15 protein-coding genes are annotated in these 17,285 nt (G+C 66.5%); 3 read left to right on the forward strand and 12 right to left on the reverse strand.

The annotated features are described in order from the left end of the window. Positions 1–8 precede the first annotated feature (8 nt). The 6 genes from ARC23_RS05410 to ARC23_RS05435 all read right to left on the reverse strand — a co-directional run bounded on the left by ARC23_RS05410 (position 9) and on the right by ARC23_RS05435 (position 5,268). On the reverse strand, positions 9–782 hold the full coding sequence (locus ARC23_RS05410; RefSeq protein ID WP_080393027.1) for a 3-keto-disaccharide hydrolase: 774 nt from the start codon (positions 780–782) through the stop codon (positions 9–11). Then, the gene (locus ARC23_RS05415; RefSeq protein ID WP_057496275.1) at positions 767–1,342 is read right to left on the reverse strand and encodes a gluconate 2-dehydrogenase subunit 3 family protein; all 576 of its coding nucleotides are present in this window, start codon (positions 1,340–1,342) and stop codon (positions 767–769) included. The genes ARC23_RS05410 and ARC23_RS05415 overlap by 16 nt, the downstream gene beginning before the upstream one ends. Continuing rightward, positions 1,342–3,027, reverse strand: a complete 1,686-nt coding sequence (locus ARC23_RS05420; protein WP_057496276.1) for a GMC oxidoreductase — start codon at positions 3,025–3,027, stop codon at positions 1,342–1,344. The genes ARC23_RS05415 and ARC23_RS05420 overlap by 1 nt, the downstream gene beginning before the upstream one ends. 28 nt (positions 3,028–3,055) lie before the next feature. Further along, entirely contained in the window at positions 3,056–3,952 is an 897-nt protein-coding gene (locus ARC23_RS05425; protein ID WP_057496277.1) for a hydroxypyruvate isomerase family protein, read from the reverse strand. Positions 3,953–4,162: 210 nt separating this feature from the next. Next, complete coding sequence (locus ARC23_RS05430) at positions 4,163–4,945, reverse strand: SDR family oxidoreductase (protein WP_057496278.1); 783 nt, start codon at positions 4,943–4,945, stop codon at positions 4,163–4,165. Then, positions 4,942–5,268 (reverse strand): nuclear transport factor 2 family protein, encoded by a 327-nt coding sequence (locus ARC23_RS05435; RefSeq protein WP_057496279.1) that lies wholly within the window; start codon positions 5,266–5,268, stop codon positions 4,942–4,944. The genes ARC23_RS05430 and ARC23_RS05435 overlap by 4 nt, the downstream gene beginning before the upstream one ends. Positions 5,269–5,366: 98 nt before the next feature. On the opposite strand from ARC23_RS05435, the gene ARC23_RS05440 reads away from it, so the two are divergent. After that, positions 5,367–6,278 carry a LysR family transcriptional regulator gene (locus ARC23_RS05440; RefSeq protein WP_057496280.1) on the forward strand — a complete coding sequence of 304 codons (912 nt, stop codon included), beginning with the start codon at positions 5,367–5,369 and terminating at the stop codon, positions 6,276–6,278. A 121-nt stretch (positions 6,279–6,399) separates the two neighbouring features. Here the strand turns inward: ARC23_RS05440 and ARC23_RS05445 are convergent, their stop codons facing one another. Continuing rightward, positions 6,400–6,969 (reverse strand): single-stranded DNA-binding protein, encoded by a 570-nt coding sequence (locus tag ARC23_RS05445; RefSeq protein ID WP_057496281.1) that lies wholly within the window; start codon positions 6,967–6,969, stop codon positions 6,400–6,402. A 292-nt stretch (positions 6,970–7,261) separates the two neighbouring features. Here ARC23_RS05445 and ARC23_RS05450 point away from each other — a divergent pair, with 292 nt between their 5' ends. After that, a complete protein-coding gene (locus ARC23_RS05450; protein WP_057496282.1) occupies positions 7,262–8,293 on the forward strand; it encodes a LacI family DNA-binding transcriptional regulator in 1,032 nt (343 codons plus the stop codon). A 105-nt stretch (positions 8,294–8,398) separates the two neighbouring features. Here ARC23_RS05450 and ARC23_RS05455 read toward each other — a convergent pair whose 3' ends face one another. The 5 genes from ARC23_RS05455 to ARC23_RS05475 form a co-directional block, all read right to left on the reverse strand. After that, complete coding sequence (locus ARC23_RS05455; RefSeq protein ID WP_057496283.1) at positions 8,399–8,713, reverse strand: hypothetical protein; 315 nt, start codon at positions 8,711–8,713, stop codon at positions 8,399–8,401. Between the two features lie 140 nt (positions 8,714–8,853). Further along, positions 8,854–9,240, reverse strand: coding sequence for an SseB family protein (locus tag ARC23_RS05460; RefSeq protein ID WP_057496284.1), 387 nt, complete (start codon positions 9,238–9,240; stop codon positions 8,854–8,856). 121 nt (positions 9,241–9,361) lie between these two features. Continuing rightward, positions 9,362–11,077 (reverse strand): alpha-amylase family glycosyl hydrolase, encoded by a 1,716-nt coding sequence (locus tag ARC23_RS05465; RefSeq protein WP_057496285.1) that lies wholly within the window; start codon positions 11,075–11,077, stop codon positions 9,362–9,364. Beyond that, on the reverse strand, positions 11,077–12,564 hold the full coding sequence (locus tag ARC23_RS05470) for an MFS transporter (protein ID WP_057496286.1): 1,488 nt from the start codon (positions 12,562–12,564) through the stop codon (positions 11,077–11,079). The genes ARC23_RS05465 and ARC23_RS05470 overlap by 1 nt, the downstream gene beginning before the upstream one ends. Continuing rightward, positions 12,561–14,753, reverse strand: coding sequence for a glucosidase family protein (locus ARC23_RS05475; RefSeq protein ID WP_057496287.1), 2,193 nt, complete (start codon positions 14,751–14,753; stop codon positions 12,561–12,563). The genes ARC23_RS05470 and ARC23_RS05475 overlap by 4 nt, the downstream gene beginning before the upstream one ends. Before the next feature lie 237 nt (positions 14,754–14,990). Between ARC23_RS05475 and ARC23_RS05480 the strand changes: the two genes are divergently transcribed. Beyond that, a complete protein-coding gene (locus ARC23_RS05480; RefSeq protein ID WP_057496288.1) occupies positions 14,991–17,045 on the forward strand; it encodes a glycoside hydrolase family 97 protein in 2,055 nt (684 codons plus the stop codon). The last annotated feature ends 240 nt before the right edge of the window (positions 17,046–17,285 follow it).

Raw genomic sequence — 17,285 nt, forward strand, 5'->3', positions numbered from 1 at the left:
GATCGGCATCAGAGCTCGCGCACCCAGATATTGCGGTAGCTGACCTTCGAGTCATGCTCCTGCAGGTAGAGCGGCGCACATCCGTGCGGTGCATAGGAGGGAGGGCCGATGTACTCGGTCCTGCCCGCCACAACCGTATCGTCCTGCACCAGCACACCGTTGTGCAGCACGGTGATACGCGCGGGCGAGATGAGCCCGCCGCCCGGCGAGAAGCGCGGCGCCTTCCAGATGATGTCGTAGGCCTGCCACTGCCCCGGCGCCCGTGAGGCATTCACCCGCGGCATGGCCTGCTTGTAGATCGAGCCGGCCTGGCCGTTGGCGTAGGTCGGGTTGTTGTAGCTGTCGAGCACCTGCAGCTCGTACAGCCCCTGCAGGAAGATGCCGCTGTTGCCGCGGTTCTGGCCGTCGAAGCCCTTGGTCCCGACAGGCGTGCGCCACTCGACATGCAGCTGGACATCGCAGAAGCTCTTCCGGGTGCGGATACCCTTGCTGCCCGGCACCACGGTCATCGCGCCGCCGGCGACGGTCCAGGGCACGCGCCCGCCCTGCTCGGACTCCCAGCGCGAAAGATCCTTCCCATCGAACAGCACGATCGCGTCGGACGGCGCGGCGCCCGCCGGCGTGGCCACGATCGCGGGCACGGGTGACCACACCTCGGTTTTCTCCGGATCGCGCGCCGGATCGGCAGCGGCCTGCGCGAACACAGGTGCGGCGGCCAGCACGCCAGCGGCGATGAACAACGGCTTGATCCTCATGACGCGTTCCATCAGCTGGTCCCCCATGCAGGTGTACCAGGCACATAGGCCAGATCACCGTCATAGCGCCCTGGCACGGCGACGTACTGCAGCACCCCGGTCGCACCCACCTTGGAGGTGAAGAAGCCAAAGATGGCCAACTGCTTGATCATCGTGAAGTAATGCGGCATCGCATCGCCCTCGTCGGGGGTGCCGGTCTCGGTCACGTCGGCAGGGCGTGCCCTGGCCTCCGAATCCAGAACACGCAGCAGTTGGGTGCGGGCCTCCGGGGTGAGTGACACGAAGCGGCCACCGGCGCGCTTGTCGATGTCGGCCAGGCCGGCGCGGAACGTCGCCTGCTGCCGGGCGGTGTAGCAGTCGCTGACGAACGTCGCCATGAACGCGCCAGCGCCCGCATCCTTCGCCCCGGGTGTTCTCGTTCGCGGCAGGATGGTCTCGGCGATCTCATCCAGCATGCCGATATCGGCATCGGAAAAATGGACCGCTGCGGATGCAGCCCTTCCCTGCCCCTGCGCCAGCGCAGGCAGGCCCACCATCGCCGCTCCGGTGGCGGCGACAATCATCTTCAGCAGTTCGCGCCGATCCATCACAGGTTCCCCGCTTTCAGTTCGCGCACGGCGTGGTCGGCCGCGCGCGCGGTCAGCGCCATGTAGGTCAGCGAGGGGTTCACGCAGGCGCTGGAGGTCATGCAGGCACCGTCGGTCACATAGACATTGGGCGCATCCCAGACCTGGTTGTGCGCATTCAATACCGAGCTTTTCCGATCACGTCCCATGCGCGCGGTCCCCATCTCGTGGATGCCCTTGCCCGGGGCATAGTCGTTGTCGTGCATCTTCACGTCCTTGACGCCAGCCGCCTCCAGCATCTCGGCGGCGTCGGCGGCCATGTCCTTGCGCATGGCCAGTTCGTTGGCGCGCATGGACACATCCATCGCCAGCACCGGCAGCCCCCACTTGTCCTTGCGCTCGCGGTCCAGGCGGATCGTGTTGTCGTGGTGCGGCAGCATCTCGCCGAAACCGGTCATGCCGATCCGCCAGTCACCCGGCACGGTCAGTGCCTCCTTCAGATCGGCACCGATGTTGAGCTCGGCGATCTCGCGCGACCAGCCGGTGCGGCTGGCACCGCCCTGGTAGCCGAACCCGCGCAGGTAACCGCGCTTGTCGGCAGCGACGTTGCGGAACCGCGGAATGTAGAAGCCGCAGGGACGGCGGCCGAAGTAGTACTTGTCCTCGTAACCCTCGACCCGGCCCGAGGCACCCGCACCGAAATGATGGTCCATCACGTTGTGCCCGAGCTCCCCCGACGAGGAGCCCAGCCCGCCATCCCACACATCGGTGGCCGAGTTCATCAGCAGCCAGGTCGAGTTGAAGGACGATGCATTGAGGAAGATGACCTTGGCCGTGTACTGGTAGGTCTGGCCGGTTTCGGCGTCGATGACCTCCACGCCGCGGGCGCGCTGGCGGTCCTTGTCGTAGAGCACTTCCTTGACGATCGAGAACGGCCGCAGCGTCAGGTTGCCGGTCTTCATCGCCGCCGGCAGCGTCGCCGCCTGGGTCGAGAAGTAGGCGCCGAACGGGCAGCCCAGGATGCACTTGTTGCGGTACTGGCAGTTGACGCGGCCCTGCTCGGGCATCGGCTTTGTGATGTTGGCGGTGCGCGAGTGGATCATGTGCCGCGTTCCGCCAAACGCCTTCCTGATCCGCGCCGCCACATCCTTCTCGACGATGTTCAACGGGATCGGCGGCAGGAACTCACCGTCCGGCAGCACATCCAGCCCCTCGCGCGTGCCGGCGATGCCGGCGAATCGCTCCACGTGGTCATACCAGGGCGCGATATCGGCGTAGCGGATCGGCCAGTCGGTGGCGATGCCCTCCTTCAGGTTCGCCTCGAAATCCAGATCGGAGAAGCGATAGCTCTGGCGCCCCCACATCAGCGAGCGGCCGCCCACGTGGTAGCCACGGAACCAGTCGAACCGCCTGGTCTCGATATAGGGCGATTCCTGCTCGTTGGCCCACATCCCCTGCAGGTTCTCGGCCAGGCCGTAATCGCGCATCAGCACCGGGAACTCGGCCTTCATCGCCTGCGTCGGCCGGTTGCGGTGCGGGAAGTCCCACGCCTCCTTCATCGCGTTGACGTAGTCCTTGACGTGCTCGATGTTGCGACCGCGTTCGAGCATCAGGACTTTCAGCCCCTTTTCGGTCAGTTCCTTTGCCGCCCAACCGCCACTGATTCCCGAGCCAACAACGATGGCGTCGTAGTGATTATCTGCCATGGGTTTCTCACCTGGGTGGATATCGTTTTCAGACGTCGCAGAGGCGGATCGCCTCACGCAATGAGCCAATGGGATCGGGCGCTGCAGGCGTGAACTCCTGCGCCAGATACCCCTTGAAACCGGTGTCGCGGATCGCGCGGCAGATGGCCGGATAGTAGAGCTCCTGCTGGTCTCCGATCTCGTTCCGGCCGGGCACGCCTGCGGTGTGGTAATGCTTGAAGCAGGCGTGGTGTTTCCCGATGGTGGCGATGATGTCGCCTTCCATGATCTGCATGTGGTAGATGTCGTAGAGCAGGCCGAAATTGTCCGAGCCCAGCCGCTTGCACAGCTCCACGCCCCAGGCCGTGTGATCGCACAGGTAGTCGCGATGGTCGACCCGGGAGTTCAGCAGCTCCATCACCAGCACCACGCCACGCTTTTCCGCATGCCCGAGGATGCGCTTGAGGCCCGCCTCGGCATTGGCCATTCCGTCATGGGGATCCATGCCGTTGCGGTTGCCCGAGAAGCAGATGAGATTGCGATAGCCGGCATCGGCCACCAGGTCGATGTGCCGCGTGTAGCGCTCCACCAGCTGATCGTGGAACTCACGGCCGGCAAAGCCCTTGCTCAGTCCCAGCTCCGCGCCGTTGCACATCGAGCTGTAGACGCCGTGGGCTTTCAGCGTGGGCCAGTCTTCCGGGCCGACCAGATCGATGGCGGCAAACCCGATGTCCTTCACCGTCGTGCAGAGCTGGGCAACCGACAGCTGCGGGAAGGTCCAACGGGCAACGGCCTGCTTCAAGGTGCCTTTGAGCGGGGCATCGGCGGCGAATGCAGGGAGTACACCTGCAGCCCCCAGGCCAATGCCGCCGGCAACCGCAAGGCGTAGCGCGTCGCGTCGCGTGATGCCCATCGCCGGGGCCGGTCTGATCGAATGGATGGACATCCACCTGCCGGCCTCCCAACCGACATCAAACACTGAGGATTCACTGCAATGCAATCGATTGCACCATAGGGGAGGAATTTGTGTGTTTGCAAGTCGCAGTGCACGAAAATCAATGCTGCGAGGCACAACTCCGCAGCCGACCTGGAAAACAAAAGCCCCGCGTGAGCGGGGCTTTCCTTCTGACGGTGGGAGCAGGACGACGCCTGTTGGCTACAGGGTCGAAACCGTGCCACCGTCGATCCGATACTCCGCTCCGGCAATCGACGCCGACCGGGGAGACGCCAGGAACACAATCAGATCGGCCACCTCCTGCGGTGCCGCGGGCCGTCCCACCGGGATCCCGCCGAGCCAGTCCATGACCAGCCTCTTGCCGCCTTCATAATCGGTTCCCGCTTCTGCCGCGATCCGCTCTGCAAATTCCCGGGATGCTTCTGTCTCGATCCAGCCCGGCGCTACGCTCAGCACCCGCACGCCCTTGGGGGTGACCTCTCGTGAAAGCGACTTGCTGTAAGTCGTGAGTGCCGCTTTGGCGGCGGCGTAGGCGGTGGTGGACTCCGGCAGAGGCAGCATGCGCTGGATCGAACTGACGTGGATGATCACGCCAGCGTTCTGCGCGAGCATGGATGGCAGCAAGGCACGATCCAGACGGACCGCCGGCATCAGATTCAGGTTCAGCTCGGCAAGCCAGTGCGCATCACTGATCGCTGCGAAGCCGCCGCCAGGTGTCTTTGATCCCCCCAGCACATTGACCAGGATGTCTGCGCCGCCCCATGCCTGCAGCACGGCGTGGGCGAAGATGCTGGTGCCCTCGGCCGTCGACAGATCGGCGGCTACGTAGGCGACTCCTTCGACCGGGCGTGCCGGCAGGCTGCGCGCCGACGTCATCACCCTGGCCCCGGCCCCGGCGAGGGTCCTGACCACGGCCGCCCCCACACCGGCCGTGCCGCCGGTCACCACGGCCCTCAGGCCGCCGAGTTGAAGATCGAAGCTCATGCCGTGATCTCCAGCGACGCGATCAGGCCCCGCTCCAGTTCGAAACGGTAGCTCAGCAGAATCGGGCTGCCGGGGAAGTTGCCGCTCACGATGGCACGGACAACGTGGTATTGCGCCTGCTGCTCGATGGCGCTCGGCACGCTGGTGGCACTGTATCTGGCCGATGCCTCGGCCAGGAAGGCCTTGATGGCGTCGACGCCGACGACGGTGTGCCCGTCGTCCTTCAGCACAGCCTGGGCGGCAAAACAACGCGCCAGCACTTCAGGGTCATGTTCGGCCGCGAAGTACGCGGCAATGGGCTCTGGGAGGGTCAACGCATTCATTCCTGGCTCCTGCAGTGGTGAGGGGCTCAGGATGTGCACGCAGGCCAGTTAAGTGAATGCCCTATAATCCGAATGGGTTATGTCAAGAATCTCGCATAATGCGCGGATCCGAGTTCGCTGAACTGAAGGCCTTCATGGCGGTGGTGGAACGTCAGAGCTTCGCGCGGGCGGCGGAACATCTGGGGGTATCGCCCTCGGCCCTGAGCCAGACCATCCGCCAACTGGAAGGCCGTCTCGGCACCCGCCTTCTGAATCGCACAACACGAAGCGTGGCACCCTCGGCAAGCGGCGGGCGACTGTACGCGCGCATCGCGCCGCTGTTCCAGGAGTTGGCGGTAGCGGTCGCTGAAACCAGCGAAGCCAGCGGACGGATCAACGGGACCCTGCGAATCAACACGCTGGGCATCGCCGCGAGAACACTCATTGCCCCGCGGCTTGCCCGCTTCCACCAGGCCTACCCTGATGTCGTTGTCGACATCGTGGTCGACGACGCGCTCAGCGACATCGTCAGTGGCCGCTTTGATGCGGGCATCCGCGTGGGTGGCCAGCTCGAGAAGGACATGGTGGCCATCCGCCTCACCCCGGACCTGAACATGGTGGCCGTGGCGTCACCGGATTACCTGGCACGCCGCGGAACACCGCGAACTCCGGCGGAACTGCAGGATCACGCCTGCATCAACTGGCGGCTGCAGAGCGATGGCAGGCAGTACCGATGGGAGTTCAAGAAGCGAGGTCGCCACCTCGAGGTCGCCGTGGACGGTCCTGTCGTCACCAATCACGCTGACATCGGGATTGCGTCGGCCCTGGCCGGCCTTGGAATCGCCTATCACTTCGAACAGGATGGCGTGGGCGAACTGCTGGCCCAGGGACTGCTGGTGCGGGTACTGGCGGATTGGTCGGTCTCGCGGCCCGGGCTTTTTCTCTACTACCCGAACAGGCGGCATCGCCCCGCCCTGCTGGGCGCGTTCATTGACTGCCTGCTGGACCAGGGAATGTTCGGCAATCGGTGACGAGCTCGACGAACGTCCGCATCCTGCCGCCGGGCAATGGGATCCTGCCACGTCGCCTGTAACGAGAAGGGCCCCGGGCACGCGTGCCAGCAGCCCTTGCCGGGATACACGGAAGGTACGCTTAGAACGGAATATCGTCGTCAGCGAAGTCGTCCATCGGCGGTGCCTGCTGCGGCTGCGGGCGCTGGTTGCCACCCTGGTTGCCGTAACCGCCGCCCTGGTTTCCACCCTGGTTGCCGTAGCCACCGCCCTGCCCGCCACGCTGGCCACCGCCACCGCCGTACTCCTGGCGCGGGGCCTGCTGGCGCTGCGGGCGATCGCCGCCGTAGTTGCCGCCACCGCCACCGCCGCCTTCACCGCGACCGCCCAGCATCTGCATCTCATCGGCGACGATATCGGTGGAGTACTTCTCCACGCCGTCCTGGCCGGTGTACTTGTCGTAACGCAGGCTGCCTTCGACGTAGACCGAGCTGCCCTTGCGCAGGTACTCGCCGGCGATCTCGCCGAGCTTGCCGAAGAACACCACGCGGTGCCATTCAGTGCGTTCCTGCTGGTTGCCATCCTTGTCCTTGCGGACGCTGGTGGTGGCCAGGCTGATGCGGGTGATCGCCATGCCGCTCTGGGTGTACTTCACGTCCGGGTCGTTGCCGAGATTGCCGACCAGGATGACCTTGTTGATGCCGCGCGCCATAGATACCTTCGTCCGTTGTCCAGAGGCTGACCGCCAGTGATAGCACAGCCCCATGCGGGGGTGCAGTACGCGGGGCCGCCCCGGGTGAAATTTGGGGAAATGCAGGAACGAGACATCTTAGCATTGCCGCCGCCCTCTGCCCGGCCAGAAGACCTCGGCTGCCTCACAGAGTTGGCCTGATTTCCTTGTCCGGCAATGACTTATGTTCGGGCGGATGAATGCCTGAAGCGGCATTCGCTTCGGCCCATGGCATCATGCCCGGGCACCTTTCCCCTGCCCCCTCCGCGTTCCCATGACGATCAAAGGCAAAGCCACCTCCCTGGACATCGCCCACCTGGCCGGGGTCTCCCAGCCCACCGTGTCGCGGGCCCTGCGTGGCAGCCCGATGGTCAACGCCGAGACCCGCGAGCGGATCCTGCGCATCGCCCGCGAACTGAACTACAAGGTCGACAAGAACGCTTCCAGCCTGCGCCTGCGCAATGCGGGCACCCTGGCGCTGCTGTTCTTCGAAGACCCGACCAATGACGACTCGCTGATCAACCCGTTCTTCCATTCGATGCTGGGCTCGATCACCCGCGCCTGCGCGCTGCATGGGCAGGACCTGCTGGTTTCCTTCCAGCAGTTGTCCACCGACTGGCAGGCCGACTACGAAGACAGCAACAAGGCCGACGGCATCATCCTGCTTGGCTATGGCGACTACCATGAATCACGCGACCGCCTGCAGCGGCTGGTCGAACAGGGCACGCATTTCGTGCGCTGGGGCGCGGCCCTGCCCGGCCAGCCCGGCGTGTCGATCGGCAGCGACAATTTCCAGGGCGGGCATGACGTCACCACCCACCTGTTGCAGCGGGGCTGCCGCCGCATCGCCTTCCTCGGCCATGCCTCCAGCCATTATCCGGAATTCCAGGAGCGTTACCGCGGCCATGTCGCGGCGCTGCAGGAACACGGCCTGGCCGCCGAACCGGCGCTGCAGCACGATGCCATCACCACCGAGGCGTCCGGCCAGGAGGCCTGCCAGCTGCTGCTGGCGCGGGGCGAACCGATCGACGCGATCTGCGCGGCCAGCGACCTGATCGCCATCGGTGCACTCCGCGCCCTGCGCGACGCCGGCCTGCGGGTACCCCAGGACGTGGCGGTGACCGGCTTCGACGACATCCCTCTGGCGGCCTCGGTGTCGCCGGCATTGACCACCGTGCAGCAGGACACCAAGCAGGCCGGGCAGCTGCTGGTCGAACGCCTGCTGGCGCTGATCGGCCGGCAGCCGGTGGACAGCCAGAGCATCCCGGTGAAGCTGGTGGTGCGCGAATCGTCCCTGCGCGGCTAAGCGCCGCAGGGTGCGGTCGCTCTTTGCCTCGCCCTTGTTGCGTGGCCTGGTCTTGCCGTAGTGCCGAGCCATGCTCGGCCAACAGTCCACGTCAGCCGCGCAGGTTCAGCGCGCCCCGGCCTTCGGCCCCAGCAACGCCAGCAGCACGTACACCACGATCGAAGCGACGGTGCCGAGTGCCGCCGGCCACCCGAACGCCCAGGCCGGGCGACCCTGCTGGCGCGCCCAGTGGCCCAGATGCCAGGCCGCGCCCAGGTTGATCAGCCACGCAATGACGAACACCGGCCACTGCGCCATGCCCACCGCGCGCAGCAGGGGCATGGACACCAGCGCGGCAACGATGGCTGCGATCAGGAAGATCAACGCGGAGCGGGAATGCCGTGATGCCGGTGCGTCGGCGGGTAGTTCCCTCAATGCCATGGCCGAGCCTCGGTCCCGGTATTGCCCAAGGGGATCACGTACGACGCCCGAAGGGAAGCTCTCTGTAGAACCGAGCCGTGCTCGACTGATCCGGCATGGCGCGAACGGCAGCCGAGCATGGGCTCGGCTCTACATGACAATCAACCCGGGGCGAAGTCCTTCAGGATCTCGCCAACGCCGCTGGGCGAGATCTCAAAGCCGAGCGCAGTGCCTGGGTTGATCACCACCCCGTAGCCACCCGGTACGCGGCGCAGCACGTCCAGCATCAGCCAGCGGATCTGGTGTTCGGCCTGCTGGCTGTAGATGCCCACCCGCGACGGGTCGGTGAACACGGCCACATGCAGGATGCCCTGCTTGTCGAACAGCAACGGGTCGAAGCCGCTGCCATCGGGGGTGACCAGGCTTCCGGTCAGCAGCACTACCTCGGAGGCGACAAAAGCCTCCATGAAGGCGCGGATCGGCACCGCCCCGTCCATCGCCGCCTTCAACAGGGTTTCGATCGGGGTCTGCGGGGCGAGGTCGGTCATGGCGATACGGCGAAGCGTGAGGGATGCCTATTGTGCCGGATGCGGTCCCCCCGGTAGTGCCGGCCGCTGGCCAGCACCTGAAAGTGCCATGGATTCACGGGTTGCCGGCCAGCGGCCGGCACTACCGCCCCAGTCGCACGTCCCGCGCCTTCTGGTCGGCCATCGCCTTGTCCAGCTCGGCCTGCAGCGCTGGCTGCTGCACCGGCGCATCCAGCACGTAGACCTTCACCCCGTGCGCGGGCACTTCGGTCTGCAGGCGGTTCTTCACCTTCACCTCGCCGCCGCCCAGTGCGTCACGCCAGATGCCAGCCTGCAGGTAGCGCGCCACCTCGAAGGTGCGCGCCACATCGCCCTTGTTCAGCAGCACCAGCGCGGTCTGCGCCACATTTTCCTGCTGCAGCACGCGCAGGAACACCGCTTCGTCGCCGTGCAGGCGCTCGTTCACCTGCAGGCCGCGCTGCAGCGCCGGCGTGGCCTGGCGCAGTTTCGCGATGCGCTGCAGCGGCGCGAAGATCGGGCTCTGCGGCGCGGCATCGACTCGCTGCTGGCCGAAGTAGGCACGGTTGCCGGCATGCTCGGCACGGCCACGCATGAAGCCGGTTTCCGAACCGTAATAGACCACCGGAATACCGCGCGCGGTGAACAGCCAGTTGTGCGCGTCGATGAAGCCGTTGTCGCTGGCCTGCAGGCGCGGCATGTCGTGGTTGTCGTAGAAGCTCATCAGCTCGTACGGGTTCGAATACGGGCCGCCGCTCAGGTGCAGTGGCTCGGCCAGGACTTCAAAGCCCTTGCCCGCAGTGCCGAAGGCCTGTTCCAGCGCACCGCGTAACGGGAAGTCGAGCACGCTGACGTTGGCATTGGCCGGCCAGGTGTGCTCGGCAATACGCGCGGCATCGTAATCGAACGCTTCGCCGAACATGAACATGCCCGGATGCTGCGCACGGATGCGGCTGACGAATTCATGCCACCACGGGTGCGGCAGCCAGCCGATGGTGTCGATGCGCAGTGCATCCACGCCCTGTGCGGTCCATTGCAGGTAGGCGCCCACCAGGTAGTCCATCACCGCCGGGTTGTCCTGGTTGAAGTCGGACAGCTCGGCCAGATTGCCGTCGAAGATCGAACCGTCCTTGCTGTCGACCGGCCCGATGGTGTTGTAGAACGCGTGCAGCGGGTTGTGCTTCGGATCCAGCTTCTGTGGCGGCAGGTTCTGGTGATCGGCGATGAGCCTGCCGTCCTTGTCGAAGATCTGGCCGAACTGCGGTTGCCGCGTCGGCATGGTCCAGGCCGGTGAGCCGTGGTTGCCGACGATGTCCAGCACCACCTTCAGGCCGGCGCCGTGCAGGCCCTGGGTCAGACCGGCAAAGTCCAGGTCCTTGCTGGGCAAGTGCTCGTCCACCTTGTAGAAATTGATGCCCCAGTAGCCGTGGTAGCCGGTCTTGCCACGGTCGGTCAGCGTGCTGGTGCAGCTGATCGGCTTGCTGCCGGTGAAGGCCTCATCCGGGTTGTCGACGATCGGCGTGATCCACACCGCGCCGAAGCCGAGGTTGCGGATGTACTGCGCATTGTCGAGCACGCCGCGGAAGTCGCCGCCGAGGTAGCCGATGTTGCCATCCACCTTGTCCGGACAGGGCACCGGAATATCGAAGGTGGGGTGCGGGCCACCCTGGTCGCGGTGATCGTTGGACGGGTCACCGTTGACGAAGCGGTCAGTGACCACGAAGTACACCGCATCGCTGGCGAACGGCTCGGTGGTACCGACGTAGTCCGGGCGCGGCGCGGCCACGGCCTGGCCGGCGAACAGGGCAACGGAAACAGCAACAGCCAACGCAGCACGCATCACACCACCTCCGGACGGGACGGAACCCGCAGCACGCACAGGCCGGCCACGAACAGGCTGCAGCCGCCCAGCACCAGCACCTGCATCGGCTGGCCGCCCAGCCAGGCGCGCAGGGCAAAGCCGAGCGCACTGGCGGCAACCAGCTGCGGGATCACGATGAAGAAATTGAAGATGCCCATGTACACGCCCATCTTCGATGCCGGCACGCTGTCGGACAGCAGTGCATACGGCAGCGACAGGATCGACGCCCAGGCAAAGCCCACACCGGCCATGGACAGCAGCAGCCAGTGCGGATCGCGGATGAACATCAGTGAGACCAGGCCGGCGCCGCCCAACCACAGGTTGACCAGATGGCTCCAGCGCAGGCCGATGGCACGTACCATCGGCGGAATCAGCACCGCCGCCAGTGCGGCGAAGCCGTTGTAGGCACCGAACAGCACGCCCACCCAGTTGGCGCCTTCGTTGTAGGCCGCCGACTGCGGATCGGTCGAACCGAAGTGGGTACCAGCCACCGCAGCGGTGGTGTAGATCCACATGGCGAACAGCGCGAACCACGAGAAGAACTGCACCCACGCCAGGCGACGCATGGTGATCGGCATCGCGCGCAGGTCGCCGACGATGGCGGCCAGCATGTGGGTGGCCGGCAACGCGCGCGCGGCCGCCAGCAACAGGCCATAGCCTGCGCACAGGCCGGCCAGCACGTACAGCATCCTGTCGCCTTGCCGCCAGGTGATCAGCAGTGCCAGCAACACACCCAGCCCGAGCCACACCGCCACCTGCGTCCACGGTGCAGGACCGCTGATCACCGCTGCGGCGTGATGTGCCGGAGGCTCGGCATCCTCGAAACCGGCCAGCTCTGCCGGCGAGTATTCGCGGGTGCTGAGCACCGTCCAGGTGATCGCCGCCAGCAGCACGACGGCGCCGAAATAGAACGCATAGCGCACCGTGTCGGGCACTTCGCCGGCGGCGGCGGTGTTGGCCACGCCGAAGTGGGCCAGGATGAAGGGCAGGAAGCTGGCGACGATCGCGCCCACACCGATGAAGAAGCTCTGCATTGCATAGCCGGTGGGGCGCTGGCGCGGTGCCAGCTGGTCACCGACGAAGGCACGGAACGGCTCCATCGACACGTTGATCGAGGCGTCCAGCACCCACAGCGTGCCGGCGGCGATCCAGAGTGTCGGCGAATTGGGCATCACCAGCAGCGCCAGCGTGGTCAGCACCGCGCCAATCATGAAGAATGGACGACGGCGGCCCCAGCGCGTCCAGGTGCGATCGGACAGGTAGCCGATCACCGGCTGCACCAGCAGGCCGGTCAGCGGTGCGGCGATCCACAGCCCCGGCACCGCCTCCATGTCCGCACCCAGGGTTTCGAAGATGCGGCTGGCATTGGCGTTCTGCAGGGCAAAGCCGAACTGGATGCCGAGAAAGCCGAAACACATGTTCCAGATCTGCCAGAACGACAGGTGTGGCTTGGCGGGACGATTCATCGTGCGCCCTCGTTCGCAGCCACCGGCGCCACCTTCAGCGCTTGCACCCGGGCCTGGTTGAGCACGCCGTCGCGCCCGCCCCTGCCGCCGGTGTAGTGCGCGAAATGCTCAAGCGCACTCATGTTGAAGCCCTCTTCAAGGGTGGCCGTGCATCGCCCCTTGGGCACCACGAACGTTGCCGAAGTGGACTCCTGCACGGCCACGCTGTGCGGAAGCACCACCGCATGCCGCTGCAGCGGCTGCCCCGGGCACTGCAGTGCCAACTGCTTCACTGCGGCGGTGACGCCGGTGTTGATGGGTCCATTCGGATTGGCGTACTGCAGACGCAGGCGCACCTGGCCGGCGGCGGCTGGGCTGAACTGCCAGCGCTGCGCGCCCTTCAGCACCTGCTGCGGGCCGACGCAGGCCGTGGGGCTGTGCAGGGATTCCAGCGCACCTTCGCGCCGGGTCAGGCTCAGGCAGTGCTGCAGGCCATTGTCGTCAATGCGCGCCAGGCCCTTGCTCGCCGGAACCGCTCGACCGTCCAGCCACAGCACCTGGCCGGCCGCGACCGCGACATGCCAGCCCTTGCCACTGCGTCGTGCCTGCGGTGCCGCCGGCGTGGCCGGCGCGCGTGCATTGGCGTCGGCGGCCGTTGCGCCGATGCCGGCCACCGGCGGAGCAGCCACCAGCTGCACGGTCGTGGTGGCGCCACGCGTCTTCACCTTGCCCGCCACCAGCAGGCCGTCGCCCAGCTGGTTCGGGCGCACCAGCACATAGCGCTTGCCAGCGGCGTCCAGGCTGATGCGGCGCTGCGTGCCGAACAGTTCCGGCACCAGCACCGCTGGCAGCTTGGGTTGTACACGACCATCGTCCTGCACGCCGAACACGCCCTCGATCACCATCGACAGATAGCCGGCCACCGACCACAGCTGGCGTTCGGAATTGACCACCGGGCCGCTCAGCGCACCCTCGTCGACATGCACGGCCTGGCTGGCCAGTTCGTAGTTTTCCATGTTGGATCCGGCCAGCGCGGCGCCGCGCATCAGCGAACGGATCTCGGCGGCAATGCGCGGGGCATCCTCCAGCTGGCGCGCAGCACGCAGCGAATAGGCGCTGACGAACGGCCAGATCGCGCGGTTGTGATAGATCGATTGCTGCGCTTCCTGCGGCCAGACCACCGGGCTGCCGGCCGGCCCCATCGGGTAGGCCGCCAGCGCATGGCGCGCACGCTCGGCCGGCAGCACGCCGGCCAGGATGCCCAGCGACAGGCCCAGCAGATCGACCTTGGCGTACGGCACCGGGTGCGCGGCCTCGCCGATGTAGCTCATGTACTGGCCGCTGTCCTGCCGCCAGAAGCGTGCATCGATCTGCACCGCCAGCGCATCGGCCCAGGCCTTGTATTGCCCGGCGCGCTCGTCGCCCAGCTGCGTGGCCATCTGCTGGCCCAGGCGCAGGGCCTGGTAATGCAGCACGTTGGTGGACAGCGCATAGGAATCGCCGATGAATCGCACGTTCTCGCGGGTCCAGTCCGGGTAGGTCTGCTCGCGCCAGTCCAGGAACGAGGTCTCGCCACGGTACAGGCCCATCTGCGCGTCGAACACCATCGCACGGTCCTGCGCCAGCGTGCCCTGCAACGCCTGCCAGACCTGGTCGGCAAAGGCCGCATCATCCAGCAGGTGGCGCGCGGCCAGGAACCACACCACGCGGTCGCTGCTGATCGGCCAGCTGCCGCCGGAACCGGTGTCCTGCGCCACGAACAGGCCGGGCGTGTGCCCATCGCGCGCCGCCGACAGCTTGAACTGCAGTGACTGCCGCGTGCGCTGCGGGTCCAGCCGCGCCAGCGCCAGATCGGCGGCAAAACTGACATCGCGGGTCCACACGTAGGGCCAACGCGCGCCGGTCTGGAAACATTCGCAGGGCACCGGCCGGCCTTCGTCGAAGGCCGGGTCACGGATCGCATCCACGCGGTCCTGGTCCATGTCCTGCTGGGCCAGTGCAAACAGCGCATCGAACATCACGCTGCCGGTCTGGCTGCGCATCGGCATCGGCGCGATACGCACCTCGCCCGCCGGCGCATGCAGCACGAAGCTGCCGTTGGCAGCGGCTTCGGCGCGCGCATTGCGGCCGTCGAATTGCAGGTCGGCCGCCTGCGCGGTCGAACCCAGCGCTGCCCCCAGGGCAGCGGTCAGGCAAATGATCTTCAGCATCGAAGCGGCGGACCGGCTTGCGCCCGTCGGCCTCCCTCCCTCTCTGCACGCGTTGTAGGTCCGCACCGTCGTTGCCGGCGGGCGGGCGCGGCCCCTCCCTCAAGGTGCCCTGGCCCCATGGTAGACGCGGGGCTGTCGGCTGCGTCCAGTTGCATACGTATTCATGGCATCACGCGGTGGCGCGCCCGCCGCGCTGGCTTATGGTCCGGGTCTGCCAACGGCGCCTTGGGAGGGGAATTGCCGATGTCACCTACTGCTGTACGCGCGGTGTTCGCGCACATGCTCGGCCTGGCCCTGATCGGGTGGGCCACGCTGCTACAGGCCGCGCCGCAGGTGGCCAGCGTCGAATCGCCGGGCAAGGTTCTGAAGGTCACTTTGGTGCTGGACGGCGGCACCGCCCGCTACCGTGTCGAGCGCCTGGGCGACACCGTGGTGGAGGATTCCAAGCTCGGCTTCGCCCTGCGCGACGGCCGCCTGGACCGCGATTTCGCCCTGCTGGGCCAGCAGCGGCGCAGCGTCGATGACACCTGGGCGCAGCCGTGGGGCGAACGCCGGCTCACCCGCAACCACTTCAACGAGCTGACCGTACAGCTCGCCGGAACCACCGGCAGCAAGCGACGGCTGGATGTGGTGTTCCGCGTCTACGATGATGGCCTTGGCTTCCGCTATGTGTTCCCTGAACAACCGAACCTGCGCGAAGCCATCATCGATGATGAACTGACCGAGTTCGCCATCGCGCCCGAATCAACCGCCTGGTGGATTCCCGCCGGCGAGCCGATCCACTACGAGTACCTGTACCAGCGCACGCCGCTGCGCGAAGTGCCGCTGGTGCATACGCCGATGACCCTGCGCAGCCGCGACGGCCTGCACGTGGCGATCCACGAGGCGGCGCTGGTGGACTACGCCGGCATGTGGCTGCGCCGCACCGAGGGCCAACGCCTGCGCGCGCAGCTTTCGCCCTCGGCCGAAGGCTGGAAGGTACGCCGCACCCTGCCCTTTGCCACGCCGTGGCGCACGCTGCAGATCGCCGATCGCGCCGGCGGCCTGGTCGAGTCGGACCTGATCCTCAACCTCAACGAACCCAACGCGCTGGGGGATGTGAGCTGGGTGAAACCGGCCAAGTACCTGGGCGTGTGGTGGTCGATGCACCTGGACAACGAGAGCTGGGCGACCGGGCCGAAGCACGCGGCCACGACCGCCAAGACGAAAAAGGTCATCGATTTCGCTGCCGCCCACGGCTTCCGCGGCGTGCTGGTGGAAGGCTGGAACCCGGGCTGGGACGGGATGTGGGTGGGCAATGGCTACGACTTCGATTTCACCCGCGCTACGCCTGATTTCGACATTGAAGCGCTGTCGGCATATGGCCTGAAGAAGGGCGTGCACCTGATCGGCCACCATGAAACCGGCTGCGCCATCGAGCACTACGAGGACCAGCTGGGTGCCGCACTGGACCTGTATGCACGGCTGGGGGTGGACCAGTTCAAGACCGGCTATGTGTGCGACGACGGCCAGGTCGATCGTCGCAATCCGGCAGGGGGGCCGCTGTGGCGCGAGTGGCACGACGGGCAATTCATGGCCCGCCACCATCTGAAGGTGGTGCAGGAGGCCGCGCGCCGGCACCTGTCGGTCAACCCGCATGAACCGATCAAGGACACCGGCCTGCGCCTTACCTACCCCAACTGGATCTCGCGCGAAGGCGCGCGCGGCATGGAATACAACGCGTGGGGCCAGCCACCGAACCCGCCCGAGCACGAGGTCAACCTGGTGTTCACCCGCATGCTGGCCGGGCCGATGGACTACACCCCCGGCATCCTCAGCCTGAAGGGCCGCCACGGCCAGGCGATCCCCAGCACGCTGGCGCGGCAGCTGGCGCTGTACGTGGTGCTGTACAGCCCGATCCAGATGGCCGCCGACCTGCCCGAACACTACCTGCAGCATCGCGAGGCGTTCCGTTTCATCGAGGACGTGGCGGTGGACTGGGAGCAGAGCCGCGTGCTCGAGGGCGAAGTGGGCGACTACGTGACGATCGTGCGCCGCGACCGCAACAGCCGCGACTGGTTCCTGGGCAGCATCACCGACGAGCACGGCCGCGTGCTGCCGGTGTCGCTGGGCTTCCTGGAACCCGGCGTGCGCTATCGCGCCGAGATCTACCGCGATGGTGAAGGTGCTGATTTCCGCAGCAACCCGTTCGCATTCGCCCGCGAAACCCGGGAGGTGACCAGCGCCGACGCCCTGACGCTGGTGCTGGCGCCGGGTGGCGGCCAGGCCATCCGCTTCACGCCGATCCGCTGAACGTTTTCCTACCTGCGCCCGCGTAGCGCCCGAGCCCATGCTCGGGCGGCGGTGCGTAGCACCGAAACGCAGCCGAGCATGGGCTCGGCTCTACCGAACAAGGCGCCTGAAAGCGATTACATCCCTGCACACGCCATTGAATACGTATGCAGGGTGATTCCCGCGAAGAACGCGCTGCCTACCATAGCGGCGACGACAGCGGCCACCGCGTCGCACGTTCACGGCCCTGCCGGAACGCTC

This window comes from Stenotrophomonas beteli, assembly GCF_001431665.1.
GTDB lineage: Bacteria > Pseudomonadota > Gammaproteobacteria > Xanthomonadales > Xanthomonadaceae > Stenotrophomonas > Stenotrophomonas beteli.

Bases quoted from the DNA above. Each gene is read 5' to 3' on its own strand.
- ARC23_RS05410 (WP_080393027.1), bottom strand. From the start codon at position 782: ATGGGGGACCAGCTGATGGAACGCGTCATGAGGATCAAGCCGTTGTTC.
- ARC23_RS05415 (WP_057496275.1), bottom strand. From the start codon at position 1,342: ATGGATCGGCGCGAACTGCTGAAGATGATTGTCGCCGCCACCGGAGCG.
- ARC23_RS05420 (WP_057496276.1), bottom strand. From the start codon at position 3,027: ATGGCAGATAATCACTACGACGCCATCGTTGTTGGCTCGGGAATCAGT.
- ARC23_RS05425 (WP_057496277.1), bottom strand. From the start codon at position 3,952: ATGTCCATCCATTCGATCAGACCGGCCCCGGCGATGGGCATCACGCGA.
- ARC23_RS05430 (WP_057496278.1), bottom strand. From the start codon at position 4,945: ATGAGCTTCGATCTTCAACTCGGCGGCCTGAGGGCCGTGGTGACCGGC.
- ARC23_RS05435 (WP_057496279.1), bottom strand. From the start codon at position 5,268: ATGAATGCGTTGACCCTCCCAGAGCCCATTGCCGCGTACTTCGCGGCC.
- ARC23_RS05440 (WP_057496280.1), top strand. From the start codon at position 5,367: ATGCGCGGATCCGAGTTCGCTGAACTGAAGGCCTTCATGGCGGTGGTG.
- ARC23_RS05445 (WP_057496281.1), bottom strand. From the start codon at position 6,969: ATGGCGCGCGGCATCAACAAGGTCATCCTGGTCGGCAATCTCGGCAAC.
- ARC23_RS05450 (WP_057496282.1), top strand. From the start codon at position 7,262: ATGACGATCAAAGGCAAAGCCACCTCCCTGGACATCGCCCACCTGGCC.
- ARC23_RS05455 (WP_057496283.1), bottom strand. From the start codon at position 8,713: ATGGCATTGAGGGAACTACCCGCCGACGCACCGGCATCACGGCATTCC.
- ARC23_RS05460 (WP_057496284.1), bottom strand. From the start codon at position 9,240: ATGACCGACCTCGCCCCGCAGACCCCGATCGAAACCCTGTTGAAGGCG.
- ARC23_RS05465 (WP_057496285.1), bottom strand. From the start codon at position 11,077: ATGCGTGCTGCGTTGGCTGTTGCTGTTTCCGTTGCCCTGTTCGCCGGC.
- ARC23_RS05470 (WP_057496286.1), bottom strand. From the start codon at position 12,564: ATGAATCGTCCCGCCAAGCCACACCTGTCGTTCTGGCAGATCTGGAAC.
- ARC23_RS05475 (WP_057496287.1), bottom strand. From the start codon at position 14,753: ATGCTGAAGATCATTTGCCTGACCGCTGCCCTGGGGGCAGCGCTGGGT.